This window comes from Pseudarthrobacter oxydans (genome assembly GCF_034258515.1).
In the GTDB taxonomy this organism is placed as follows: domain Bacteria; phylum Actinomycetota; class Actinomycetes; order Actinomycetales; family Micrococcaceae; genus Arthrobacter.
This window is the reverse complement of the sequence record NZ_CP139438.1, coordinates 850,094-874,317: the sequence shown is the minus strand read 5'-3', so window position 1 is coordinate 874,317 and position 24,224 is coordinate 850,094. Positions and strand designations below refer to the sequence as shown.

Sequence of the window (24,224 nt, the reverse complement as noted above, 5' to 3'; positions counted from 1 at the left end):
GGACCTCCCGGTGCCGGACCACAGGTCCGCGCCGACCGTCACACCATCCGCCACTCCCAGAAGTGAGTAATTCAATGGAGAATATAACGCGCGCCCGCTTGGGCGCAGGCATGGCTTGTCTGGCTTTGATCCTTACCGGAGTCACGTCGGCTCAGGCCACGCTCTCCGGAGCCCAACTAAACGCTCAGGACGGCAACCTGGTCGTCGACACAGGCGACATCAAAGACTGGGCGAACATCGGCATTGATTGTTCAACGTTGACCGGTGGTTGCGGTCTCGATCTTCCAACCGGCCAGACAGACAATTCATTCGGTACAGGCACGAAGGAAGACACCGCAGTACCGTCCGTCGTCGACGGATCCATCCCCAACAACAAGAGCGACCTGACACGCTTCTACGCCAAGTTCGTGGAAGAATCCAACGGCAGCACGTACGCATACCTCGCGTGGGAGCGGGTCCAGGAACCAAATGGCACTACCAACATGGACTTCGAATTCAACCAGTCGTCTGTGCTGTCCTCCAACGGTGTGACCCCCGTCCGTACGGCCGGCGATGTCCTGATCAAATATGACCTGTCCCAAGGCGGCGTGAATCCGATTCTTGGATTCCACCGGTGGATCACCACCGGTGCCCGGACGCTCTGCGAGGCAGCCAACGCGACCCCCTGCTGGGGCAAAGTCCAGCCATTGACCGGAACTTTCGAGGGTTCAATCAACACCGCTGTGGTTACGGACCCCATCGCACCCAACGCTCCGAGAGATCTGAGTGTCCGGACCTTCGGCGAAGCAGCCATCAACCTGACCGCTGCCGGTATCGTCGGCACGGACCCTTGCCTGCCGTTCAGCAGTGCGTACTTGAAGAGCCGCTCCTCAGATTCATTTACAGCGGCTCTGAAGGACTTCATCGCCCCGATATCCGTCGCCACGTCCAAGTGCGCCGACATTAACGTGCTGAAGACCGACGACGACTCGCCGGCCTCCCCACTGGCCGGTGCCGTCTTCACGCTCTACAACGATGCCGCACCTGTCGGCGGAACCTTTGATCCGGCAACAGACCTGGCCGTAACCCCCGCCACAACCTGCACCACCGGCGCCGACGGCAAGTGCTCGTTCAGCCAGGTTCTCCAAGGCAATTACTGGGTAGTTGAGACCACCACACCAACGGGGCACGACACGGCAGTGCCCCAAGCAGTGACCGTCGTGGGGGGCACGAACGTCAGCCTGACCTTTGTAGACCCGCGCGACTTCAAGATCATCGTGCTCGTCTGCAAGGAAGCCGACAACTCGCTGTACTCAAGCCAGGTCACGGTTGATGGCGTCAACAAGGACTCGCTGGCCACGGCTCCCTCAGGCACCACGGCCGCCCAGCTTTGCAGCCTGGGCGGCGCTGCGTATGACGACAAGAGCTACGGCGGTCACCCCGCGAATGTGGACATCCCGCAGTAGACAGGGAAATCTGGCACCTGACCAGCTGATCACTTTGAAGTGATTCCCAAAGCCAGGGTCCTCCGCACTCCCGTGCAGGGGACCCTGGCGGCGCCACCAACTTTACTGCGCGCCGCGGACGCCCATGCAACATTCACCATGCATCCAGAAAACTCACAGACTCTGGGAGCAGAATGGGAGCATGAACAAGAACGGTCCCGAGGCAAAGCTCCTTGTTGTTGACGATGAACCCAACATCCGCGAGCTGCTGTCCACCTCGCTAAGGTTTGCCGGCTTCGAGGTTGTCTCGGCCGCGAACGGCCGGGACGCCCTGGCGGCTGCCGAAACCCATGCCCCGGACCTGGCCGTGCTGGATGTCATGCTTCCGGACATGGACGGCTTCACCGTCACCCGCCGCCTCCGGGCCTCGGGCAAGCACTTCCCGGTACTGTTCCTGACCGCGAAGGACGATACCGAGGACAAGGTCACAGGCCTCACCGTCGGCGGGGATGACTACGTCACCAAGCCGTTCAGCCTTGACGAGGTGGTGGCCCGTATCCGCGCCGTCCTGCGCCGGACGCAGCCGCTGCTGGATGACGACGCCGTCATCCGCGTCGACGACCTGGAGCTCGACGACGACGCCCACGAAGTGCGGCGCGGCGGCACGGTGATCGAGCTCTCCCCCACCGAGTTCAAGCTGCTCCGGTACCTCATGCTCAACCCCAACCGGGTGCTGTCCAAGTCCCAGATCCTGGACCACGTATGGGAATACAACTTCAACGGTGATGCCTCCATCGTGGAGTCGTACATCTCCTACCTGCGCCGCAAGGTGGACATCGATCCCGACGCTCCCGCCCTGATCCAGACCAAGCGCGGTGTGGGCTACGTGCTTCGGACGGCTGAAAAGCGCTGACCTTGCTGCAGCGATGGAAGTCGGCCTCGCTGAGGACGCAACTGGTGGCCATGATCATGGCGCTGCTGATAGTTGCCCTGACGGTGACCGGAGCGGGAACGCTGGCCCTGCTCCACAGCTACCTGCAGGCACAGGTGGATGACAAACTCACCGCGGCGGTAGACCTGGCCCGGCAGCAGCGGTCCTTCACCCCGCTTCAGGCGCCCAACCCGATGGTTCCCACTGACTACTCACTTATTCTCTTCGCGCCAGGCGAGGAGCCGTATCCGTTCGGCGGCGACCCTGAGAGCCGTCCGGACATCAGCTCCGTCACGGTGCAGCAGGCGCAGGAACGCGGCGCCGTTCCCTATCAGGTGCGCGGTACGGACGGGCAGAACTGGCGGGTGGTGGCCGTGCCGGTGCAGAACAACCAGACCACCGCTGTGGTGGTCATCGGGCTGCCCCTGCAGAGCGTGGACGATGTCCTCAAACATGCCTCCCTGGTGGTGACCGGGGTGGGCCTGCTGACCCTGCTGCTGGCCTCCCTGATCGCGAGCTGGACCGTGTCCCGCTCCTTCCGCCCGCTGGCCCGGGTGGAAAAGACGGCGGCGGCCATTGCCGCCGGTGACCTTTCCCGCCGTGTCGACGTCGAAAATCCCGGCACTGAACTGGGACGGCTCAGCAGGTCGCTTAATGCCATGCTGGCCCACATTGAGACGGCCTTCGCGGCACGTACGGCCTCGGAGGCGAGGATGCGGCGGTTCGCCGCTGACGCCTCCCACGAACTGCGGACCCCGCTTGTCACCATCCGTGGCTTCTCTGAGCTGTACCGGCACGGCGCACTGACCACCGAGGAAGACGTGGCCACAGCCATGGGAAGGATTGAAAGCGAAGCCAAGCGCATGGGCTCAATGGTCGAAGACCTTCTCCTGCTGGCCCGCCTCGACGAGCAGCGGCCGCTGCAGCAGAAGCCCGTGGACCTCCAGCTGCTCGCCCATGACGCCGTGGTGGACACGCAGGCCAGCGACCGCTCGCGGGCGATTTCGCTGACCGGGCTCGACGGCGGACCTGCCGCGGCTGCCCCGGTGCTGGGGGACGAAGCCAAACTCCGACAGGTGGTGGGGAACCTCGTGGGCAATGCCCTGCGTTACACGCCGGAGGGCAGCCCGATCGAACTGGCGGTGGGGGTGCGCGCCAGGGAGGACGGACAGCTGCGCTCGGTCATTGAAGTGCGCGACCATGGACCCGGCATCTCCGAAGAGGACGCCTCCAAGGTCTTTGAGCGCTTCTACCGGGCGGACACCTCACGGACCAGGGAAACGGGCGGAAGCGGACTCGGCCTGGCCATTGTGGCCGCAATTGTAGGGTCCCACGGCGGTTCCGTCCGGGTGGAAAATACCGACGGCGGCGGCGCGACCTTGGTGGTCAGCCTTCCGCACCGTGATGACGCGCTGAATACCGGGGCAGCTGCCGAGGCGGAACAGGCAGCGACGGCGGGGTTGTCCACATATAGCGCCGGACCGTAGCGGCTCCAGGGGCCTGCTCCCTACGCTCGTTATCAGCGGTCCGGACCAGCCGGGCCCCGCAGGCGAAAGCTGCCCCCACAGCGAAAGGCACGGCCATGAGCATCATTTCCGTCGACACCGAACTCCTTCAGCTGAAGTCCGCCAGTGTCCAGGCGACAGTGGACAGGATCAGCGCGGACGTCCAGGCAATGAAACGCGGGCTGGACGAGCTCCAGGGGTCATGGCGGGGCACCGCCGCCACGAATTTCCAGGCGCTCATCACGGAATGGACCATCACGCAGGGACGCGTGGAGGCCTCGTTGGCGTCCATCAACACGGCGCTTGCCTCCGCGGCTGCCACCTACGCACAGGCGGAACAGGGCAACACGCAGCGGTTCAGCTGACCGGGTAGATACCCAGGAGCCGGCTAAGCCTCGGGAGTACCTTGGTGGAACCGCAGCCGCCAGCGGCCGCCGTCCAGCACCCACAGTGAGCTTCTGAGCGTGGTGCCGGAGCGCGCGTAGCTGCGGTACGTCAGCAGGACCGCGTCAGCGCCAATACGGTCCGCGCCAAGTATCTCAATGTCTGTCCGCTCGCCCGGGTCCTCCTCGAGCGCCATCATCATGGCGTCCCGGGTCCACACCCTGCCCGAGCTTCCGATCTCCATGAAATCGGGGTGCAGCAGGACAGCCGTCCGGCCGATGTCCCCCCGCACCAGGGGGCCCAGCAGCTCGCGCTCCAGTTCCTCCACCAAGGCCTCCGGCACGGCGGCACCTGGCTGGGCAGCGGCGTCCGGTCCGCCGAAAGCGCCGTTGTCCAGCTGGCTGAACAGGTCCGGCTCCTCGTAGGCTCCTGGCAAGGTCGCGGCTTCCCGGGGTGCACGGGGGGCGGCCTCCGGCGTATCCTTGGCCGCCGGCGGATGGTGGGCGTGGTGGGCGCCAGGGAAACCGGGCCCGGACCGGGCAGCCACCCCCTGCTGGTAGGCGGTCGCGGCCGCCCTGGCGCGCTCGTCCGCGGCTTCGTTCAAGTCATGCCCGGCATGCCCCTTGACCCATTCGAAGGTGTACTTCCGGCCGGCGAGCTCCCGGTCCAGCTCCTTGAGCAAATCCACGTTGAGGACCGGCTTGCCGTCGGCCTTGCGCCAGCCTTTGCGTTTCCATCCCGGCATCCACTTGGTGATCGAATTGATGACGTACTGGCTGTCGCAGAGGATGTGCAGGTCCTCCTGGGGAAGGTGGGCCGTGGCCCGCAACAGATCCAGGACCGCCATCAGCTCGCCTTGGTTGTTCGTCCCGTGGGGCCATCCTCCGGCGCGCCAGCAATCGTCGTTCACGTACCAGGCCCAGCCGGCCGGACCGGGGTTTCCCAAGGCCGAACCGTCGGCCGCTGCAGTAATTGTCACCGGTCCATCCTCCCAGACCGGCAGGACAAACCGGGCCTTTGCCACCGTACGATGCCGTACCGTACCTCCGCCGCACACGCGCCCTACCCGGGCCGCCAGGCGGATCAGGCCTTGACCTGACGGAAAGCGTTTACCGAAAATGCTTGACGCGGGCAATGGCAGGCAGGCAGAATCGCACTACTGACATGAGAAAGCGTTTTCTCAGCGGCCGGCACTGCCGACAACCCGACGCCAGCGTCCACCCAAGAGAAGCGCCCCGCCATTAGGAAGGCATATCAATGACGATTCCAACCCTCCGCCGGAGAAGGTTCCAGCTCGGCGCAGCAGCCGTCGCCCTTTCCCTCCTTGCCACAGGCTGCGGTTCCTCTTCCGGCTCCGAGGGCAATGAGCAAGTAACCCTGCGCTTCGCCTGGTGGGGGAACGAATACCTCAACGCCCAGACCGAAAAGGTCATCGATGCCTTTGAAGCGGAACACCCGAACATCAGGATTGAGTCCGAGCCGGGCGAATGGGGCAGCTACTGGGACAAGCTGGCCACCAAGACCGCGGCCAACGACGCGCCGGACGTGATCCAGATGGACCAGAAGTACATTGCCGAATACGGCGGCCGCGGGGCGCTCCTGGATCTGTCCAAGCAAAGCGGCATTGATACCTCCAAACTCGACAAGGAAGCCCTGGCCTCGGGCCAGTACGACGGCGCCCAATACGGCCTGAGCACCGGCCGGAACGCCTACGTCATCATGGCCAACACGAAGGTTTTCGAGGCAGCAAACGTTCCGCTTCCGGATGACACCTCATGGACGTGGGACGACTTCATTGAGACTGCAACGAAGATCAGCGCCGCCGGAGACGGCAAGAACTACGGCGCAGCATATGGCAGCAACGAGGCAGACCTGATCATCTGGCTTCGCCAGCATGGGGAGAATCTCTACTCCGAGGACGGCAAGCTCGATTTCGACACTGCAACGGCCGCTTCCTTCTGGGAGCGGCTCAAGGAACAGCGCGACTCCAAGGCAAGCCCGCCGGCCACGGTGGCTACCGAGGACTCCGGCGCGGGCCTGGAAGAAAGCCTCTTCGGCACCAACAGGGTGGGGATGGCATGGTGGTGGACCAACCAGCTCGGATCGCTCGGGTCCACTACCGGCAGCAGCATCAAGATGCTCCGTGCGCCTAGCCTCGACGGTGTTGCCGCTGAGAACGGCATGTACTACAAGCCCACCATGTTCTGGTCCGCTTCCTCACGGTCAAAGCACACCGAAGCCGCCTCAACCTTCATCAACTACCTGGCGAACAGCCCGGAAGCCGGCGCAATCCTGATGACGGACCGCGGCGTGCCCACCAACACGGAGATCGTAAAGGGCATCACACCGTCCCTGAAACCGGCAGACACCACCGTGGTGGGCTTCCTGAAGGACATTGCTCCGGATATGAAGGACGCGCCGCCCGTTCCTCCGGTGGGCGCGGGCAGCGTACAGAACGTCATCAAGCGGTACACCGATGAGGTTCTCTACGACCGCCTGACTCCCCAGGCAGCGGCAGAGGCCTTCAAGAGGGAAGTCGAGGGAATGCTGTCCAGCGCCCGGAAGTAAAAGCCAGGCACTCTCCAGGAACACAAATGCGGCCCCCTCAAGAGAGGGGGCCGCATTCGTTTCCAGCGGGACAAAGCCCGGCAGGAGGGCTTAGAAGCCGCCCATGCCGCCCATGTCGTCGCCGCCGCCCATGGGGGCCGGGTTCTTCTCCGGCTTGTCGGCAACAACAGCTTCGGTAGTGAGGAACAGGCCGGCAATGGAAGCCGCGTTCTGCAGGGCAGAGCGGGTTACCTTGACGGGGTCGTTCACGCCGGCAGCCAGCAGGTCGACGTACTCACCGGTTGCGGCGTTCAGGCCGTGTCCTGCGGGCAGGCCGCGAACCTTGTCAACCACAACGCCCGGCTCCAGGCCGGCGTTGAAGGCGATCTGCTTCAGCGGAGCATCGATGGCAACGCGGACAATGTTGGCACCGGTGGCCTCGTCGCCGGACAGCTGCAGGTTGGCGAATGCCTTGGCACCGGCCTGGATGAGGGCCACGCCGCCACCGGCAACGATGCCTTCTTCAACAGCGGCCTTGGCGTTGCGCACTGCGTCTTCGATGCGGTGCTTGCGCTCCTTGAGCTCAACCTCGGTTGCGGCACCGGCCTTGATCACTGCAACGCCGCCGGCCAGCTTGGCCAGGCGTTCCTGCAGCTTCTCGCGGTCGTAGTCCGAATCGGAGTTCTCGATCTCGGCGCGGATCTGGGACACGCGGCCGGCGATCTGGTCGGCGTCGCCGGCACCTTCAACGATGGTGGTCTCGTCCTTGGTGACCACAACCTTGCGTGCCTTGCCCAGGAGTTCCAGGCCGGCGTTTTCCAGCTTGAGTCCGACTTCCTCGGAGATGACCTGGCCGCCGGTGAGGACGGCAATGTCGGCGAGCTGTGCCTTGCGGCGGTCACCGAAGCCCGGAGCCTTGACGGCAACGGACTTGAAGGTGCCGCGGATCTTGTTGACGATCAGGGTGGCCAGGGCCTCGCCCTCGATGTCCTCGGCGATGATCAGCAGCGGCTTGTTGGACTGCATGACCTTTTCGAGGACAGCAACCAGTTCCTTGACGTTGGAGATCTTGGAGTTGACGATCAGGATGTACGGGTCTTCGAGGACCGTTTCCTGGCGCTCCGCGTCGGTGACGAAGTAGGCGGAGATGTAGCCCTTGTCGAAGCGCATGCCTTCGGTGAGCTCGAGTTCCAGGCCGAAGGTGTTGGATTCCTCGACCGTGATGACGCCTTCCTTGCCCACCTTGTCCAGGGCTTCGGCGATCAGCGCACCGATTTCCTCGTCCCCTGCGGAGATGGATGCCGTAGCGGCAATCTCTTCCTTGGTTTCGATTTCCTTGGCGGAAGCCAGGAGCTCGCGGGTGACGGCTTCGACAGCCTTTTCGATGCCGCGCTTGAGGGACAGCGGGTCGGCACCGGCGGCAACGTTGCGCAGGCCTTCCTTGACCAGGGCCTGGGCCAGAACGGTGGCGGTGGTGGTTCCGTCGCCGGCGACGTCGTCAGTCTTCTTGGCAACTTCCTTGACCAGCTCGGCGCCGATCTTCTCGTAGGGATCGTCCAGCTCGATCTCCTTGGCGATGGAAACACCATCGTTGGTGATCGTGGGGGCGCCCCACTTCTTTTCGAGGACGACGTTGCGTCCACGCGGGCCGAGGGTGACCTTAACGGCGTCGGCGAGGATGTTCAGGCCCCGCTCAAGGCCGCGGCGTGCCTCTTCATCAAATGCAATGATCTTGGCCATAACGGCAGTAGTCCTTTCGGGACAGTCGTTAAGAATGAACCTTCGCTGCAGTGCCCGCGACGGACGACCCTTTGCCGGCGGCCTCTGTATGCCCCCGGGTGCGGGCCTCACTCCAGTGAGGTGTTTCTTCGCTCCTCGCCCGGTGCCGCGCGCCGCCGGCCGGAACCAGCTTTGCTTTAGCAGTCGGTACGTCAGAGTGCTAACTCAATAATTAGCACTCCCCACGGGAGAGTGCAAGCGAATGACGCGCGGAAAGCGCCCTGGCAGGCATCTCTACGCCGAGGGCGATCAGCCGGCGCGGCCTGCAGTTTCACGGCCGGTGGGCGTTGGATTGTTGTCTGCCCCGTAGGTGAACACCGTAAACGTCGCCGAGGTGATGTCACCGTTGGCGTCGAAGGCAACCGGGCCGGATTCGCCGTCGTAATTAATGCCGGTACCGGAGGCCTTCGCCGCCAGGCACTCCTTGTAGCTGGGGCAGGGCGTGCCGGGCACCGTTGCAGTCCCGCCATCCTTGCCGGCGGCAGTCCCGCCTGACACGGCGATGAGGTTCGCTGCAATTGAGCGGCCCGAGTCGTCCTCTGCTTTGGCTGCCGCGAGGGCTGCGAGGGTCACGGCGTCGTACGTTTCCGCGGCGAAGGACACGTCCTTCAGGCCGGGATCGATGCCCAGGAGCCTTTCCTGGAAGGCGGCGGATGGCAGCTCGCCGGGAACAACGGCGCGGGCACCCTCCAGGGCTTTGGTACCCAGCTTGGACGCATACCGGCCGAACGCGCCGTCGCTGAGGATGATCTTCGAGCCGGCCAGGGCGGCGTTGTTGAGTTCAGCCAGGGCGCCCTGCGCGCCGTCGCGGGCCACCAGGATGACGGCGTCGGGTTCCGCCCCGCGGGCGGCGGCAGCGGCGCTTCCCGCTTCACCCGGCTTGAACCCGGCTGTGGCAACCACTTCCAGTCCGGCCTGTTCTGCGGAATCGGCGACGGCGGCGGAGACGTCGCTGCCGTAGGCGCCTTCCTGGAACATCAGGGAGATGGTGGCGGCGCCCGCGTCCTTGGCGAGCTTGGCCAGCACGGGTCCCTGCGCGACGTCGGCGGCCGCCGTCCGGAAGTAGTATCCGCCGCTGGGGATGGTGCTGAGCCCGGCCGCGGTGTTGGCCGGCGAGATCAGCGGCGTCCTGGCCCGGGAGAGGATGTCCACGACGGCCTTGGCGTGGCTGGAGTCGGTGGGGCCGATCACCACGTCCGCCTTGGCCTGGACCAAAGCCTGGGCCTGCGACGCTGCATCCTGGCCGGCTTCAAAGGGCAGCAGCTCCACGGGCCGGCCTTTGTGCCCACCGGCAGCGTTGATCTCTTTGACTGCGAGCTTGGCGGCGGCCGCCTGGGGCGCGTTCAGGAAGCTGCCCTCCCCCGCATTGTCCAGGATGAGGCCTACCCGCAGCGTCCCGTCACCGGAGGCTTCCGTTGTTTCCAGGCGTGCGTTTCCGGTTACCCCGGAACAGGCGGTCAGGGCCAGCGTGCAGCAGAGGGCCGCGGCAAACGCAGGACGGAGGGTCCCGGCGGGGACAATCAGATGCTTCACTCGGCCGGCCGGACGCTTTCCGCCTGTGGGCCCTTCTCGCCTTCGCCGACTTCAAGTTCCACGCGCTGTCCCTCGTCCAGTGCCCGGTAACCTTCGCCTTCGATAGCAGACCAGTGGACAAAGACGTCGTCGCTGGAGCCGTCAACGGTGATGAAGCCGTAGCCCTTTTCCGCGTTGAACCACTTGACGGTTCCTCGTGCCATGGTGACCACTCTTTCCGTAAGGTCCGGGATGCTGCGGGGGTGCCCCGGCGCCGGGCCGTAGCCCGGGATTTACTCTAGCCAATGCGGGTCGGTGCCGCAGGCCCCCGGCGGTGCCGTCGGCAAACGTTATTCAGGCGTAACGCCGGGCCCCGGACCGGGTGTGGCCCAAGGCAGCGCGGCTGATGGAAGAACCCGGCTTACCGGTACCCCGGGCCCAGCACAACCACCAGGGGAACCTGGAAGTCGGTGCTGCTCACCACGGTGGGGACGCCCAGGAGTTCCGCGAGGGCTTCCGCGTTGGCCCGTTGGGCTGGGCCGGAGTAGAAAATGATGGAGCCCTGCTGCGGCGCTCCCGCCCAGTTCCCTACCTGTCCCAGGGGCCAGCCGTCCGCCTGCACGGTTCCGCCTACTCGGCTTGCCAGCCCGGCGGTCCCGGCGGCGTTGTAGACCGCCACAGGCTGGGTTTTGTCTACGGACGCAGCCTGCGCCGTGGGGCGGCTACTGGACCCTGTCCCGGCAGCGGGGACCGTTTCGGATCCGGCGGTTTCAGGCGCGGCGGAGGGCTCAGCGGGGGGAGTGACGGACGCGTCCGGCGCGGCGGAGGGCGTCGACCCCGTTCCGGCCAGCGGTGTTGCTTCGAGGCTCGACGAGGCCTGGCTTGCCGGACCGGCAAACCCCAGCTTGGGCAGGATCAGGAAGGAAACCAGCCCGATGGCCAGGGCAACGCATCCCACCGCCAGGACGGGCCACAGCCGGACCCGTGACGGAGCAGAGGCTGTGCGATGGACACCTTGTCGCGACGCGGTCTCCGGGACCTTGTCGAATTCATCGCGGGCGTATTTGGTCATGGGAAAGAGACATCCTTGTGTGTTGCTGCTGAGGAACCAGCGTGAGCGTCTTATGCGTCGGACCCCAGGCGCCGTGCAGTGCGTGCACGGTGACGCGACGTACGTAGTCTACGCAATCTCTTGACCAGCATGGGGTCATGCGCGAGCGCATCCTCGGTATCGATCAGGGCGTTGAGGAGCTGGTAGTAGTGTGTCGCGGAGAGATCGAAGAGTTCCCTGATGGCCTGTTCCTTGGCACCGGCGTACTTCCACCACTGCCGTTCAAGGGCGAGCATCTGCTGGTCACGCTCGCTCAGGGGGGAATCCCGCAGCGTGAAATCCGGCAGGAGGGCGTTCCGCTGTTCCTGCTCCGGCAGGTGCTCCCGAGCTGGTTCCGCCACGGCGCACTCTCCCTTGCTGGTTACGTAAAATGTCTGACCCCCATGCTACGGACGAATAACACTGTTGTCATTTGTGCCGGGCGGCCTGCCGGACCGGGGCCGGCGGCCGCCCTGCGAGAATGGGACGGTGTTTGAATCAGATGCCCTTTTCGAACTGGCGCAGGATCCGGCGCGCGGGCAGGGTTTCGCCGAACTGGCGCAGCTGCCGCTGAAGGAGCTGATGGCGCCTGACTGGGCAGACGCCTTGGCGGGCGTGGAAAGCGGACTCCGCGGCGTGCTCGCTTTCCTTGCCGACGAAGAGGCGGCCGGGCACACGGTGCTGCCGGCGCCGTCGAACGTCCTGCGGGCTTTCCGCCAGCCCCTCGCGGAGGTGAAAGTCCTGATGGTGGGGCAGGATCCGTACCCCACGCCGGGGCATGCCGTCGGCCTGGCCTTCTCCGTTGATCCGCACGTCCGGCCCATCCCGCGGAGCCTGGCGAACATCTACCGGGAGCTGGAGGCGGATCTGGGAATTCCCGCGAGGGTCCACGGCGACCTTTCCGCCTGGACCGGGCAGGGTGTGCTGCTGCTGAACCGCGTGATGACTGTAAGGGCCGGAGCCGCAGGGTCGCACCGCAGGAAAGGTTGGGAGGAGATTACGACGGCGGCCGTCCAGGCCGTGGCCGGGCGGCGGGCTCCGGACGGGTCACGCCTGCCGCTGGTTGCCGTGCTGTGGGGAAAGGACGCGGAGAGCGTGCGTCCGCTGTTGCCGGGGGTTCCGGCCGTGTCCAGCGCGCATCCCAGCCCCCTGTCCGCGTCCCGCGGCTTCTTCGGTTCGCGGCCGTTCAGCCGCGTCAACGAGCTGCTGCGGGAGCAGGGTGCCCCGGGCGTAACCTGGGAGCTTCCGCCGGTAGCCTAGCTTAGGCTTGCCTTATGAGCATTGTTCCCGCCGCCACCAGCGCCACCAAGAAGAGCCGCCCGCAGGTCAACCTCGCAGTTCTGCGCCGGGAACAGCTCTCGCCCCACATGGTGCGGATTGTTGCCGGCGGGGACGGTTTTGCGGACTTCGTCAACAACGGCTTCGTTGACCGGTACGTAAAAATTGTCTTCCCGCAACCGGGCGTCGCCTACCCCTCCCCGCTGGATCTGTGGAGCATCCGCGAGAGCATGCCGCGGGAACAATGGCCTTTCACGCGCACGTACACGCTCCGCTGGGTGGATCCCCTGGCCAGGGAGCTCGCCATCGATTTTGTGGTCCACGGCGACGAAGGGCTGGCAGGACCGTGGGCGGCGAAGGCCCGGCCGGGCGACATTCTGACCTTCACCGGTCCGGGAGGGGCGTACAATCCTGCCCCGGACGCTGACTGGTACCTGTTCGCCGGGGACGAGGCGGCGTTGCCCGCCATTGCGGCGTGCATAGAGTCGTTGCCGGCTGAAGCCGCCGGCCTCGCCTTCCTTGAGGTCGATTCCGACGCCGACATGCAGCAGATTGCCGCCCCCGCAGGAGTGAAGCTCCACTGGCTGTTCCGTCGAGGCGTCCCTGCGGGCGAAAGCGGCCTGCTGGTGCAGGCGGTGGCAGGGGCGGACTGGCCCGCTGGCCGGGTGGACGTTTTTGCCCACGGCGAGCGCGGCTATATGAAGGCGCTGCGTGATGTGCTCTTTGTACAGCGCGGCCTTGAACGCAAGCAGGTGTCCCTGTCCGGTTACTGGGCGAAAGGCCGTGTTGAGGACGATTTCCAGGCGGAGAAGAAATTGCCCGTAGGGCAGATCTGAACAGGAAGATCCAGCCAGGCAGATCCTGGCAGCCGGTCAGCGGCGGCGGGCGCGGCGCCGCTCGTTGCTGGCAAGGCTGCGGGTCAGCGGCCGCGCCAGCGTGTCGCCAAGGACGATCCCGCCGGCCGTTCCCAGGACAATGGCTCCGGCGTTGAGCATCCCGCCGGCACCCAGCAGGATCTCGGCTTCCTCGATGGTGAGCACGTACATGGACCGGAAGATGGTGAGGCCCGGAAGCAGGATCAGCGCTGCGGGCACGGCCACCACCAGCTGGGGGGCGCCCATCCTCAGGGCAACGACGCGGGCCAGCAGGCCGATGGCCACTGCGGCCAGGGCGGGAGAGAACCGGTCCCCGATGCCCAGCAGTCCGCCGCCCAGCAGCACGAAGTAGCCGGCCACCCCCACCGCCGCGGTGGGGAGCAGGAGCTGCCAGCTGGTTTGTTCCGTGACCCCGATGGCCATCACCGCCACGGCAACAAGGATGACCAGCACCCACAGGTCGTAGGCCGGCGGAAAGGTCTGCGTCACGTCAATGCGCTGCATGCCGGTCAGCTCCCCGACCACGAAGGCGACGGCGATGCCTGCCACGATGGCTCCAAAGGTGAGCAGTGTGGACAGGAACCGTCCCGCGGCCGTAACAGGGAAGCCGTTGATGGCGTCCTGCACTGAGGAGACGAGGCGTCCCGTGGGCAGGAGCAGGAGGATGCCTCCCACCACCACGATGGCCGGCGATGTTGTCAGGCCGAACTGCCAGAGGACCAGCGCCAATTGCGTCACCACAAAAGAGCAGCTGGCCGTTATGAAGAAGTCGGGAACCCGCCACCGGCCCAGCTGGCGGGCCAGCAGGCTCACTCCGATGTTGGCTGCGAACGCTATGGCAGAGGACACCGGTCCGCCGCCCAGCACGGCAACGAATGCCGCTGCGAAAACGCCGAACGCCGCCGTCACCATCCAGCGCGGGAACGGCTTGGGGCTGGTGATGGCCTCGTCCAGGCGCCGGATTGCCTCGTCCCGGCCCACTCCCCCGGCGACGATGTCGGTCACCAGCTGGTGGACCTTGGCCAGGCCGGCGTAGTTGTTGGTCCAGGAGCGGACCACACGCAGCAGTGCGATGGGTGTCTGGTCCTTCGGGGCGTAGTTGATGCCAACGGACTGGTTGGTGATGTCCACCTCGATGTTCTTCAGCCCCAGGGCGGCGGTGACGGCAATGATGCTGGTCTCCACTTCCAGGGCGCCCGCACCATAGCGGAACATGGTTTCTGCCAGGTGCAGGGCGAAGTCCAGGGTCTTGCGGGCGGAGGTGTCCACCCCTCCCACCTGGATCGTGGGATTCGCGTAGGGGCTGCCGGTGAGCCTGTCCACGATGCTCAGGGGAGCCGTGGGCGGGTTTTCACCCTGGACCAGGCGACGCAGCATTCTCCTGGCCGCAGCGTTTTGCCGCAGCTGGGAGGGAGTCAGCGGCTCGGTCTTGGGCAGGCCGTCCGTGTTCGGCCTGGCCTTCGGGGATCCGGCGCCGGGGCGCTCGGGTCGCTCAGTCATTGTCCCTCCTCCCGTTGTGGTGGTGTGCAGGCGGCGTCAGGCGGAGCGCTTCAGCGGCAGCTTGCCCAGCACGGCGCGTGCGGCGCCGGCTGCCATCCTGGCCAGCTTGTTGGCGTGGAACACGGCGGGCCGGACGGGCAGCACGAAGTCGCCCAGGAGCTGCACCACTTCCCCGCCGAAGCCCTTCTTGAAGGCGTAGCCCCCGTGGCCTTCCTCGTCTTGGCCTGAGATGCCGAACGTCCCGTAGAAGTTGTACCGCGGGTACCCCTTTTCGAGGGCGTGGAGCATCATTCCCCAGTACAGCGAGGTAGCGCCGTTGAAGTAGATGTAGTCCTGCACCGTGCCGCCGATGACGCAGACCACCTCGTCGCCGTAGCAGACGAAGTGGATGGCGGCCACCGTGGCCACGCCCACCGAGTCGGGAAAGCGTTCGATGTCCTTCAGGCTTCGCTCGTAGCTGTCCACCAGGTCCTGGACCACTTTGAGGCGGTTGTTCTTCTTCTTGCTGCCTGTCTCCGCCACCTCCTCGCGCAGTTCATCAGCGGTGGCCGATTCCGCCGCAAGCCGCTCCGTGATGGACTTCCGGTAGGCGGGGATGTCGATCTTGGCCATCATGAGCTTGGTGAACTCAGGCGACGTGGTGCTGAGCAGCTGCTCGTAGTAGGCGCGTTCCCGGTAAACAAAGCCCTTTTCGTCACCGGCCCGGCTCAGGGCGCCGTAGAACTCGTCCAGGGTGTCCAGGGTGGCCTGTTCCAGGAAGACGCCGTTCTTTTCGGCCTTCCGAATGGCCTTCCGGGTCCGGTAGCTGGTGCCCATGATCAGTTCTTCCGCGTCCTGGATGCCTTCCAGGTTCTTGATGAACATCCAGTTCACGTTCACGAAGTTCATGTCCAGGCCCTGGTGCCGGAAGCCCAGCCCGCCGAGCTGTGCCACCAGCGGCCTGTTGTCCTCGATCTCGGGGTGCTCGGCACCATCGGCGTCACGCGCAATGTACCTGAGGTTCGGGGAGATCCGCAGTTCGGCGGCTTTGCGCTCCGCCGCGCGTTTGCGGAGGAGTCCGACGACGGCACGCACCAGGTCAGGGTCCGTGTAGTCCATCAGGGGTCCCTTGGCGCATTCGCAGACTGTGTACCCCAGCCGGGTGGTGGTGTAGTTCAGTTTCCCCGCTGCAACCAGTTCGCCGTGCTGCCGGACCCCGAAAAGCTCCACCTGCTGTCCCCTGGCGCGCTGGAACCGGGCAAAGTCAACGGACTGGAGAAAGCTGTTCTGCGGGTGCTTCAGCGCGAACTGCTCGAATTCGGCATCGCTGAGCACGGCGAACTCGAGATCGGCGGCGGGGACTGCATTCAAGGAGTTACCTTCTTCACGGATAAGAGGCTTGGCAAATGGCGGGCGGCGGGCGAGGTCGGTCGGGATGGGCAGGGCAGCCGGCGGGGGCGCTCCTGCTCGCGGTCAGTAGAACTGCTGGCCGGTGCGGGCGGTTTCGATCCGGCGGAAGACCTTCTCTGCTCCGTTGACCCAGAGCCGGTGTCTCAAGGGCGAGAGAACGTAGTCGTGGCATCCCACGAAGTCGGTGACCGTCTTGGTGAAGCTGGTCTTGAACATGCCCATGCCGTACAGGTTGTGGGTCTTGTCCTTGATCCGGGAAGCCGGCGGGGTCCCGCAGAAGTCGTATTCCGTGCAGCCCAGCTCCTGCATGCGGCGGATGGCGGCCCACTGCACCAGGTGGGAATCACCGTATTGCTTGCGGTTTTGGGTCGAGCCGCCGTCCTTATAGGTGGCTTTGGCCCCGTAATTGATGACGAAGGCTCCCACGCTGGGCTTTCCGTCCTCGTAGGTGAAGAAGAAACTGCCCTGGCCCCGGTTGCAGAATTCGTCCCAGAAGGCTGCGTAGTACTCGTAGCTGCGCAGGGGCATGGAGCCCTTGGCCTTGACGGTGTCGGCCATGAGGTCATAAAGGGCCCGGTAGGTTTCCGGGCCGTGTTCTTCGCGGACCACTTCGCAGCCTTCCCGCTCAGCGCGGCGGATGGCGTTGCGGGCGCGGGAGGAGATGGCCTTGAACACTGCCTCTTCCGGTCCGGAGATGTCCAGCAGGGCCGTGGAGTCGTTGGACTGGATGTTGGGTGCCTTGACCAGGCCTGCGTCTTGCAGGTGGGCCTGGGCCTCGTCGGAGTCGACGACGTCCGGCTCGATCTTGATGGTGAAGACGTTGAGCTTCCGGCTACGGACGAAAGCCGCACAGGCTTCCAGCGCTGCTTTCAGGTCATCAGCTGCTGCCAGGTCCGGGCCCTTGATGAGGTACCAAAGCCGGCCGAGCAGCGGGAAACTCTTTTCGAGTACCAGGTTGTAGCTGGCGGTTGCCGCGTTCTCCAGCACTAGGAACCGGACTTTCCAGCCGCTGGCGTTCTTGACTGAGGCATATGCGGCGGACTGCAGCATGTTGCCGCCGTTGGGATTGGCCGTGACGTGCTTGTCCCAGTTTTCAATTTCCTCGGCGGTGGCGAATCGTGCGGTGAATTCTCGCAAGGGGGCCGTGTCCAATCGGTTTCGTGCGCGGTTCGGTACTCGTGTCTGCGTGCGGACATGCAGCCTCAAGTCTAAAGCCTGATGCCGTCCCGGCTTTTCAGCAGCCGGCCCGTGCCTGCCGTGGCCCGTGCCCTTGACTCGGGTGGACCGGTTGGCAAGGGTGGAGGCATGCAGCCGAACCGTGAAGAGTCGTCATCCCCGCCGGATGCAAGCGACCAGCCGTACAGCGCGCGGGTCCAGGCAGCGGTGCTGGCCGGATTCCTGGCGGCATCCTTCCTGGTGGCTGGGCTCGGCGGATTCTCCACCATTGACAACGTGAACGGATGGTACGCCACGGCTGACAAGGCGCCCTGGTCCCCGCCCAACTGGCTCTTCGGCCCGGTATGGACCCTGCTCTACACAGCCATGGCGGCGGCTGCCTGGCTGGTGTGGCGGAAGAGGGCTCCCAAGACCAGGCCGGCGTTAACGGCCTACGCGGTCCAGTTGGGCCTGAACCTTGCCTGGACTCCGGTGTTCTTCGGTCTCTATCCCGCTATGGGTACGGCTGCCCTGTGGCTGGCGCTGGCCATTATCGTGGCCCTGATCGCCGCGGTCACGGTGACTGTCCTCTACTTCGGCCCCATCAGCCGGACCGCGGGACTGCTGCTGCTCCCCTACATTGCCTGGCTGGTCTTTGCGTCCACCTTGAACTGGTGGGCTGCGGCCCACAACTGAAGGTTCAACGCTGTCAGCATTCGACGACGTTGACGGCGAGGCCGCCCATGGCCGTTTCCTTGTATTTGGAGCTCATGTCCTTGCCGGTCTCGCGCATGGTCACGATGACCTCGTCCAGCGAAACCCGGTGCGAGCCGTCGCCCCAGAGCGCCATCTTCGCCGCGTTGATCGCCTTCGCCGCCGCGATCGCGTTCCGTTCAATGCAGGGCACCTGCACCAGGCCCCCGATCGGATCACAGGTCAGGCCCAGGTTGTGCTCCATCGCGATCTCCGCGGCGTTCTCCACCTGCGCCGGAGTCCCGCCCATCACCTCCGCCAGCCCTGCGGCGGCCATCGACGACGCCGAGCCCACCTCGCCCTGGCAGCCCACCTCAGCCCCCGAAATCGACGCCTGCTCCTTGTACAGGACCCCCACCGCGCCCGCGGCGAGCAGGAACTTCACCACCACATCCTCCCGGTCCACCCGGGACGCGTTCTCCATCCCCGGCGCGAAATGCAGCGCGTAATACAGCACCGCCGGGATGATCCCCGCCGCCCCGTTCGTCGGCGCCGTGACCACCCGCCCGCCCGAGGCGTTCTCCTCATTGACCGCCAGGGCGATCAAATTAACCCACTCCTGCCAATACTTCGGATCATGGAACTCGGCCCCGTCGCCTTCGTCCTCGGACCCGGCCGGCCGGGAGCTTTCCTTCCGCAGCCGGTCATACCAGTCCGGGGCCCGGCGGCGGACCTTCAACCCGCCCGGCAGCACCCCCTCACGCTTCAGCGACGCGGCCACACACCCCTCCATCACCGAATAGATGTGCAGCAGGCCCGCCCGGATCTCCCCCGGGGTGCGGCTGTCCTCCTCGTTCACCCGCATCACATCACTGATGCCCAGCCCGGTTTCCCGGCAATGCTCCAGCAACTCCGCCGCGGTCCGGAACGGCAACGGCAGCTCCTTCTTGGACTCCTCCAGCTCCAGCTGGGCCGCGTCCTCCTCGCCCTCACGGACAATGAACCCCCCGCCCACCGAAAAGAACGTCGCCGCATGCAGAACCTCGCCGGACGCGTCGGTGACCGTGAACGTCATCCCGTTCGTGTGCCGCGGCAGGACAGTCAACGGCCGCAGCACCATATCCTTCACCCCGTAAGGCAACGCCACCGCACCGGCCAGCTGCAGCAACCCCGTCTCCGCGATCGCCGCCAGCCGCTCCTCCACCTCCTCCGGCAAAATCAGCTCCGGATGGAACCCCTCCAAACCCAGCAAAATGGCCGTCATCGTCCCATGCCCATGGCCCGTCGCCGCCAACGACCCATACAAATCCACCCGCAACGACGCCACCCCCGCCAGCACCCCCGAGCCCTTGAGCTCCTCAGCAAAAACAGCAGCAGCCCGCATCGGCCCCACAGTATGAGAACTCGAAGGTCCGATCCCAATGGAAAACAGATCAAAAACGCCAACAGCCATGCGCTTGGTTCCTAACTAGAGAGTTCGTGGCGGGGTTGGGTGGCGGGTGACCGAATTCCTCCGCGTGCCCGGGCCCACGCCGTTCGGGTTCCCTGGCCGAGCTTGCGAGGCGAGGGGAATGGCGGGGAGCACGTCTCCGGAATCCACCCAGTCGCCTGGACCACTCACCTGAGCGAAGGACCCGCTGAGCGTCAGCGGAGCCGGACTTTTCGAAAGCCTGCGTCAAAGCGACGAAGGAGCAGCAGGCGTGAAAATGTCCGGTCCGCCGACGCGGACGCAACCACGATCTTGCCGGCCAAGGTGACCACGGGGAGGCGCCCTACCTGGCGCGTTTATAGAACGGCAGGTCGACGACTTCGAACGGCTCTGCCTTACCTCGCAGGTCGATATCCAGGGTGGTGCCAACAGCGGTGAACTCAACGTCCACGTAGGCCATGGCAATGGGGTACCCCAGGGTGGGTGAGGGCTGGCCGGAGCTGACTTCGCCTACCACTTTGCCGTCCTTGAGGACCGGATAGTGGGCCCGGCCTGCACGGCGGCCGAGTCCCTTGAGCCCGACGAGCCTTCGGCCTGTGGTGGAGCCGGCGCCGGCGTCCTTCTTCGCGGCGAGCGCCGCCTTCCCCACGAAGTCGCCTTCCTTGGACAGTGCGACGACGGGTCCCAGGCCAGCGGCGAAGGGATCGCCCTGCAGGGAGAGCTCATTCCCGTAGAGCGGCATGCCTGCCTCAAGCCGGAGTGAGTCGCGCGAGGCCAGCCCGGCGGGCGTCAGCTCCCCGTCCTCGGCAATGGCGACGAGTGCCTGCCACAGGCCGGGGGCGTCGTCGTTGGACACGAAGATCTCAAACCCGTCCTCGCCGGTGTAGCCTGTGCGTGCGAGCAGCAGGTCCAGTCCGGCGCCGCCCACCAGGAACGGGACCTCGACGGCGGCATAGTACTTCAGTTCCGTCACCTGGCTGTGCCGGGCTGCGGGGACCAGTCGGAGCAGCAGTTCCTGCGCCATGGGGCCTTGGACGGCGATCAGTGACGTCACGGCGGAGGCGTCATCCACCTCCACATCGAACCCGGCAGCCCGCTTGGAAAGCTCAGCAGCCACCACTGCGGCGTTGCCGGCGTTGGGGACCACCAGGAAGCGGTCGGTACTGCCTTCTGCGCTCCCGGCGGATGCGGGACGGCGGTACGTGATGAGGTCGTCGATGATGCCGCCGTCCTCCTGGCAGATCAGCGAGTACTTGGCCTTGCCCACGGGCATGGCGGAGAGCTTTCCCACCAGCGCGTAGTCCAGGAAGGCGGCCGCGTCCGTCCCGGTCACCCAGACTTCGCCCATGTGGGAGAGGTCGAACAGGCCGGCGCTCTTCCGGACGGCGCGGTGTTCGGCGAGCTCGGAGCTGTACTTGAGCGGCATCTGCCAGCCGCCGAAGTCGGTGAAGGATGCGCCCAGCTTCTTGTGCTCGTCGTACAGGGCAGTGTGCTTCTCAGCCATGGAGCGTGTCCTTAGTTTTCGAACTCGGAAAGCGGCGGGCAGGAGCAGATCAGGTTCCGGTCCCCCGCTGCGCCGTCGATGCGGCCCACCGGCGGGAAGTACTTGTCCTGCTTAAGCGATTTCACCGGGAATACGGCCTGCTCGCGGGGGTAGGCGCGGTCCCAGTCGCTGCTGATCGCCGCCGCGGCCGTGTGCGGAGCGTTCCGGAGCGGGCTGTCTGCAACAGTGAAGTCACCGTCCGCCACCTGGTCGATTTCGGCGCGGATCGCGATCATGGCCTCGATGAAGCGGTCGATTTCCCCGAGGTCCTCGGACTCCGTGGGCTCCACCATGAGCGTCCCCGCGACGGGGAAGGCCAGGGTGGGGGCGTGGAAGCCGTAGTCGATGAGCCGCTTGGCCACGTCCTCGGCCGTGACCCCGGTCCGTGCCGTGAGCTCGCGCAGGTCAAGGATGCACTCGTGTGCCACAAGCCCGCCTTCGCCGGTGTAGAGGACCGGGAAGAAATCGTTCAGGCGGGCTGCGACGTAGTTCGCTGCCAGCAGCGCGGACTTGGTGGCCTCGGTGAGTCCGTGGCCGCCCATCAGCTTCACGTACGCCCAGGAAATGGGGAGCACGCCCGCGGAGCCGTACTTTGACGCCGAAATCGGCACGTCGTTGCCTTCGGTCCAGGTGGCGGCGTTGCCGGGCATGAACGGTGCCAGGTGTGCCTTGGCAGCAACGGGTCCGACGCCGGGTCCTCCGCCGCCGTGCGGGATGCAGAAGGTCTTGTGCAGGTTCAGGTGCGAGACGTCGCCGCCGAACTTGCCCGGCTGGGCGAGGCCGACAAGCGCGTTGAGGTTGGCGCCGTCGATGTATACCTGGCCGCCGGCTGCGTGGACGGCGTCGCAGACTTCACGGACGTCGGCGTCATACACCCCGTGAGTGGACGGGTACGTGATCATGATGCAGGACAGGGCATCCTTGTTGGCTTCGATCTTGGCGTACAGGTCAGTGTGGTCGATAGTTCCGTCCGGTGCCGTGGCCACCACCACCACCTTCATGCCGGCCAGGACTGCGGACGCGGCGTTGGTGCCGTGCGCCGATGCCGGGATCAGGCAGACGTTGCGCTGCTGGTCCCCGCGGGAGTGGTGGTAGCCGCGGATCGCCAGCAGGCCGGCGAGCTCGCCCTGCGAGCCGGCGTTGGGCTGGATGGACACCTGGTCGTACCCGGTGATCTCGGTCAGCTGCGCCTCGAGGTCGGCAATCAGTTCGCGCCAGCCCTCCGTCTGGGAGTCCGGGGCGAACGGATGGATGGAGGCGAACTCCGGCCAGGAGATGGCTTCCATCTCGGCCGTGGCGTTCAGCTTCATGGTGCAGGAGCCCAGCGGGATCATGGTGCGGTCCAGCGCAAGGTCACGGTCCGATAGCTTCCTGATGTAGCGCAGCAGCTGGGTTTCGGAACGGTGCGTGTTGAACACCGGGTGCTGCAGGTACCCGGAGGAACGCACGACGGCGGCGTCCAGCGCGAATTCTCCCTCGCCGTCCGCGGCGGCCGGGACGCCGAAGGCCTTCAGCACCCCGGCGGCAATTTCTGATGTTGTCGTTTCATCGGCGGAGAAGCCCACCGTGTCCGCGTCGATGAGGCGCAGGTTGATGCCCGTGGCTTCGGCGGCAGCGACGATCCCGGCAGCCTTGCCCGGCACGGAGACGGTGACGGTGTCGAAGAAACTGGTGTGCAGCACGTCCAAACCGGCGGCCTTGAGGGACGCGGCCAGCATCTTCGCGTGGGAGTGTGCTGACTGGGCGATCGCCTTCAGGCCCTCCGGGCCGTGGTACACGGCGTACATCGAAGCCACGATGGCCAGCAACGCCTGGGCGGTGCAGATGTTGGACGTGGCCTTCTCGCGGCGGATGTGCTGCTCGCGGGTCTGGAGTGCCAGGCGGTAGGCGGGAACGCCGGCGTTGTCCTTCGAGACACCGACGAGGCGGCCCGGCATGGAGCGTTCGAGGCCCTTCTGCACAGCCATGTAGGCCGCGTGCGGGCCGCCGTAGAACAGCGGGACGCCGAAGCGCTGGGCGGAGCCCACGGCGATGTCCGCGCCCTGCTCGCCGGGAGGCGTGATGAGGGTGAGGGCCAGGAGGTCGGCGGCCACGGTCACCAGCGCCCCGCGGCTCTTGGCGTCGGCAATCACTGCGGCGTGGTCAAAGACGCGGCCGGAAGCGCCCGGCTGCTGGAGCACCACACCATTGATGGCGCCGTTGGGAAGTCCGTTGGAAAGGTCGGCCACTTCCACCTCGAAGCCCAGTGCCTCTGCCCGTCCCCTCACGATGGCAATGGTCTGCGGCAGGCAGTCGGCGTCCAGCACAGTCTTGCCGTCCCGGGCATCTGCGTTCTTATTGGCCCGCCGCATCATCAGCACGGCCTCGGCCACGGCCGTTGCTTCGTCCAGCAGGGAGGCATTGGCGATGGGCAGGCCCACCAGGTCCTGCACCATGGTCTGGAAGTTCAGCAGCGCCTCGAGCCGGCCCTGGGAAATCTCCGGCTGGTACGGGGTGTATGCGGTGTACCACGCCGGGCCCTCGAGGATGTTGCGGCGGATCACCGGCGGCGTGACGGTGTCGTAGTAGCCCTGGCCGATCATCTGCACCGCGGTCTTGTTCTTGCCGGCCAGCCGGCGGAGCTCAGTGAGGGCCTCCACCTCGCTCAGCGCACCTGCCAGTTCCAGCGCAGAGTCCTGCCGGATGTCCTTGGGGACGGCGGTATCAACCAGCGCGTCCACGGTGTCGTAGCCCACGGCCTTGAGCATGGTTTCGACGTCGGCCTTGCGCCTTGCGCCGATGTGCCGGTCAACAAAGGTGGCGGCAGAAGCGGGTTCGGCAGTTGCCGGGGTGGCAGTGGCCGGAACGGCGGAGGCCGGAGATACAGTCACGAGGAACTCCATAACTAAGGCGGCGCAGGATACGCCACATCGATTCGGGTCCTCCCCGCTCTGTATCTGTACCTGAGAGTTTCCGCGTTGCCTGAACACGCGGGCACCGCTTGCACCGTCGGTGAGCACGTCAGTCAAGGGATCCGGGGAACGGACCTCAAAGCGGACGGCGTGCTGCTTTCCAGAGGTGCCTCGCCGCGGCGGTACATGGGCCTGTGAGATTCCTGGGGAGGTATTGCTCCTACGGCGCCTGCTTGTACCTTCTGGCAGAACTCTCCCGCCGCAGATCAAAGGCTATTCATTTGGGTTGTCTTGGCGTA

The 24,224-nt window shown here is 65.7% G+C and carries 20 protein-coding genes and 1 riboswitch; of the genes, 8 read left to right on the top strand and 12 right to left on the bottom strand.

All coding sequences use genetic code 11. From position 1 onward, the window contains the following. Positions 1-110: 110 nt before the first annotated feature. The 4 genes from SMD14_RS04045 (at position 111) to SMD14_RS04030 (ending at position 4,225) form a co-directional block, all read left to right on the top strand. Positions 111-1,445 carry a prealbumin-like fold domain-containing protein gene (locus SMD14_RS04045; RefSeq protein WP_321215402.1) on the top strand — a complete coding sequence of 445 codons (1,335 nt, stop codon included), beginning with the start codon at positions 111-113 and terminating at the stop codon, positions 1,443-1,445. 181 nt (positions 1,446-1,626) lie between these two features. Then, on the top strand, positions 1,627-2,337 hold the full coding sequence (locus SMD14_RS04040; RefSeq protein WP_139028140.1) for a response regulator transcription factor: 711 nt from the start codon (positions 1,627-1,629) through the stop codon (positions 2,335-2,337). A 2-nt stretch (positions 2,338-2,339) separates the two neighbouring features. After that, positions 2,340-3,842, top strand: a complete 1,503-nt coding sequence (locus SMD14_RS04035) for a cell wall metabolism sensor histidine kinase WalK (RefSeq protein WP_197432420.1) — start codon at positions 2,340-2,342, stop codon at positions 3,840-3,842. A gap of 95 nt (positions 3,843-3,937) precedes the next feature. Continuing rightward, positions 3,938-4,225, top strand: a complete 288-nt coding sequence (locus SMD14_RS04030) for a WXG100 family type VII secretion target (protein WP_139028136.1) — start codon at positions 3,938-3,940, stop codon at positions 4,223-4,225. Positions 4,226-4,248: 23 nt separating this feature from the next. Here SMD14_RS04030 and SMD14_RS04025 read toward each other — a convergent pair whose 3' ends face one another. Next, positions 4,249-5,223, bottom strand: a complete 975-nt coding sequence (locus tag SMD14_RS04025; protein ID WP_321215401.1) for a ribonuclease HI family protein — start codon at positions 5,221-5,223, stop codon at positions 4,249-4,251. 278 nt (positions 5,224-5,501) lie between these two features. Between SMD14_RS04025 and SMD14_RS04020 the strand changes: the two genes are divergently transcribed. Continuing rightward, the gene (locus SMD14_RS04020) at positions 5,502-6,812 is read left to right on the top strand and encodes an extracellular solute-binding protein (protein WP_321215400.1); all 1,311 of its coding nucleotides are present in this window, start codon (positions 5,502-5,504) and stop codon (positions 6,810-6,812) included. Positions 6,813-6,902: 90 nt separating this feature from the next. Here SMD14_RS04020 and groL read toward each other — a convergent pair whose 3' ends face one another. The 5 genes from groL to SMD14_RS03995 all read right to left on the bottom strand — a co-directional run bounded on the left by groL (position 6,903) and on the right by SMD14_RS03995 (position 11,534). Then, complete coding sequence (groL, locus tag SMD14_RS04015) at positions 6,903-8,531, bottom strand: chaperonin GroEL (RefSeq protein ID WP_157239045.1); 1,629 nt, start codon at positions 8,529-8,531, stop codon at positions 6,903-6,905. A gap of 288 nt (positions 8,532-8,819) precedes the next feature. After that, positions 8,820-10,103 (bottom strand): ABC transporter substrate-binding protein, encoded by a 1,284-nt coding sequence (locus tag SMD14_RS04010; protein WP_409339706.1) that lies wholly within the window; start codon positions 10,101-10,103, stop codon positions 8,820-8,822. Further along, the gene (locus SMD14_RS04005; RefSeq protein ID WP_157239046.1) at positions 10,100-10,306 is read right to left on the bottom strand and encodes a cold-shock protein; all 207 of its coding nucleotides are present in this window, start codon (positions 10,304-10,306) and stop codon (positions 10,100-10,102) included. The genes SMD14_RS04010 and SMD14_RS04005 overlap by 4 nt, the downstream gene beginning before the upstream one ends. A 197-nt stretch (positions 10,307-10,503) precedes the next feature. After that, positions 10,504-11,154: a LytR C-terminal domain-containing protein gene (locus SMD14_RS04000; protein WP_321215399.1), complete on the bottom strand. Its 651-nt coding sequence runs from the start codon at positions 11,152-11,154 to the stop codon at positions 10,504-10,506. 50 nt (positions 11,155-11,204) lie between these two features. Further along, complete coding sequence (locus SMD14_RS03995) at positions 11,205-11,534, bottom strand: DUF3263 domain-containing protein (RefSeq protein WP_321215398.1); 330 nt, start codon at positions 11,532-11,534, stop codon at positions 11,205-11,207. A 127-nt stretch (positions 11,535-11,661) separates the two neighbouring features. Between SMD14_RS03995 and SMD14_RS03990 the strand changes: the two genes are divergently transcribed. Together SMD14_RS03990 and SMD14_RS03985 are read left to right on the top strand one after the other, a co-directional pair. Next, positions 11,662-12,432 (top strand): uracil-DNA glycosylase, encoded by a 771-nt coding sequence (locus tag SMD14_RS03990; protein ID WP_321215397.1) that lies wholly within the window; start codon positions 11,662-11,664, stop codon positions 12,430-12,432. A 14-nt stretch (positions 12,433-12,446) separates the two neighbouring features. Then, complete coding sequence (locus SMD14_RS03985) at positions 12,447-13,286, top strand: siderophore-interacting protein (RefSeq protein ID WP_321215396.1); 840 nt, start codon at positions 12,447-12,449, stop codon at positions 13,284-13,286. A gap of 36 nt (positions 13,287-13,322) precedes the next feature. Here the strand turns inward: SMD14_RS03985 and SMD14_RS03980 are convergent, their stop codons facing one another. The 3 genes from SMD14_RS03980 to SMD14_RS03970 all read right to left on the bottom strand — a co-directional run bounded on the left by SMD14_RS03980 (position 13,323) and on the right by SMD14_RS03970 (position 17,351). Beyond that, positions 13,323-14,825: a threonine/serine exporter family protein gene (locus tag SMD14_RS03980; protein ID WP_321215395.1), complete on the bottom strand. Its 1,503-nt coding sequence runs from the start codon at positions 14,823-14,825 to the stop codon at positions 13,323-13,325. Positions 14,826-14,861: 36 nt separating this feature from the next. After that, the gene (locus SMD14_RS03975; RefSeq protein WP_321215394.1) at positions 14,862-16,175 is read right to left on the bottom strand and encodes a peptidoglycan bridge formation glycyltransferase FemA/FemB family protein; all 1,314 of its coding nucleotides are present in this window, start codon (positions 16,173-16,175) and stop codon (positions 14,862-14,864) included. A 102-nt stretch (positions 16,176-16,277) separates the two neighbouring features. Further along, the gene (locus SMD14_RS03970) at positions 16,278-17,351 is read right to left on the bottom strand and encodes a peptidoglycan bridge formation glycyltransferase FemA/FemB family protein (protein WP_321215393.1); all 1,074 of its coding nucleotides are present in this window, start codon (positions 17,349-17,351) and stop codon (positions 16,278-16,280) included. Between the two features lie 168 nt (positions 17,352-17,519). Here SMD14_RS03970 and SMD14_RS03965 point away from each other — a divergent pair, with 168 nt between their 5' ends. Next, positions 17,520-18,065 carry a TspO/MBR family protein gene (locus SMD14_RS03965; protein ID WP_321215392.1) on the top strand — a complete coding sequence of 182 codons (546 nt, stop codon included), beginning with the start codon at positions 17,520-17,522 and terminating at the stop codon, positions 18,063-18,065. A gap of 13 nt (positions 18,066-18,078) precedes the next feature. On the opposite strand, the gene SMD14_RS03960 is transcribed toward SMD14_RS03965, so the two are convergent. The 3 genes from SMD14_RS03960 to gcvP all read right to left on the bottom strand — a co-directional run bounded on the left by SMD14_RS03960 (position 18,079) and on the right by gcvP (position 23,916). After that, positions 18,079-19,515 carry an L-serine ammonia-lyase gene (locus tag SMD14_RS03960; RefSeq protein WP_321215391.1) on the bottom strand — a complete coding sequence of 479 codons (1,437 nt, stop codon included), beginning with the start codon at positions 19,513-19,515 and terminating at the stop codon, positions 18,079-18,081. 319 nt (positions 19,516-19,834) lie between these two features. Next, positions 19,835-20,995: a glycine cleavage system aminomethyltransferase GcvT gene (gcvT, locus tag SMD14_RS03955; protein WP_321215390.1), complete on the bottom strand. Its 1,161-nt coding sequence runs from the start codon at positions 20,993-20,995 to the stop codon at positions 19,835-19,837. Positions 20,996-21,006: 11 nt separating this feature from the next. Beyond that, entirely contained in the window at positions 21,007-23,916 is a 2,910-nt protein-coding gene (gene gcvP / locus SMD14_RS03950; RefSeq protein WP_321215389.1) for an aminomethyl-transferring glycine dehydrogenase, read from the bottom strand. Between the two features lie 179 nt (positions 23,917-24,095). Continuing rightward, a riboswitch (glycine riboswitch) is annotated at positions 24,096-24,194 on the bottom strand. Positions 24,195-24,224 lie beyond the last annotated feature (30 nt).

What these genes read in the sequence shown, in the direction of transcription:
- SMD14_RS04045 (WP_321215402.1), top strand. Translation starts at nt 111, where the DNA reads ATGGCTTGTCTGGCTTTGATCCTTACCGGAGTCACGTCGGCTCAGGCC.
- SMD14_RS04005 (WP_157239046.1), bottom strand. Translation starts at nt 10,306, where the DNA reads ATGGCACGAGGAACCGTCAAGTGGTTCAACGCGGAAAAGGGCTACGGC.
- gcvP (WP_321215389.1), bottom strand. Translation starts at nt 23,916, where the DNA reads ATGGAGTTCCTCGTGACTGTATCTCCGGCCTCCGCCGTTCCGGCCACT.
- groL (WP_157239045.1), bottom strand. Translation starts at nt 8,531, where the DNA reads ATGGCCAAGATCATTGCATTTGATGAAGAGGCACGCCGCGGCCTTGAG.
- SMD14_RS03960 (WP_321215391.1), bottom strand. Translation starts at nt 19,515, where the DNA reads ATGGCTGTTGGCGTTTTTGATCTGTTTTCCATTGGGATCGGACCTTCG.
- gcvT (WP_321215390.1), bottom strand. Translation starts at nt 20,995, where the DNA reads ATGGCTGAGAAGCACACTGCCCTGTACGACGAGCACAAGAAGCTGGGC.
- SMD14_RS04030 (WP_139028136.1), top strand. Translation starts at nt 3,938, where the DNA reads ATGAGCATCATTTCCGTCGACACCGAACTCCTTCAGCTGAAGTCCGCC.
- SMD14_RS03965 (WP_321215392.1), top strand. Translation starts at nt 17,520, where the DNA reads ATGCAGCCGAACCGTGAAGAGTCGTCATCCCCGCCGGATGCAAGCGAC.
- SMD14_RS03985 (WP_321215396.1), top strand. Translation starts at nt 12,447, where the DNA reads ATGAGCATTGTTCCCGCCGCCACCAGCGCCACCAAGAAGAGCCGCCCG.
- SMD14_RS04000 (WP_321215399.1), bottom strand. Translation starts at nt 11,154, where the DNA reads ATGACCAAATACGCCCGCGATGAATTCGACAAGGTCCCGGAGACCGCG.
- SMD14_RS04020 (WP_321215400.1), top strand. Translation starts at nt 5,502, where the DNA reads ATGACGATTCCAACCCTCCGCCGGAGAAGGTTCCAGCTCGGCGCAGCA.
- SMD14_RS03980 (WP_321215395.1), bottom strand. Translation starts at nt 14,825, where the DNA reads ATGACTGAGCGACCCGAGCGCCCCGGCGCCGGATCCCCGAAGGCCAGG.
- SMD14_RS04040 (WP_139028140.1), top strand. Translation starts at nt 1,627, where the DNA reads ATGAACAAGAACGGTCCCGAGGCAAAGCTCCTTGTTGTTGACGATGAA.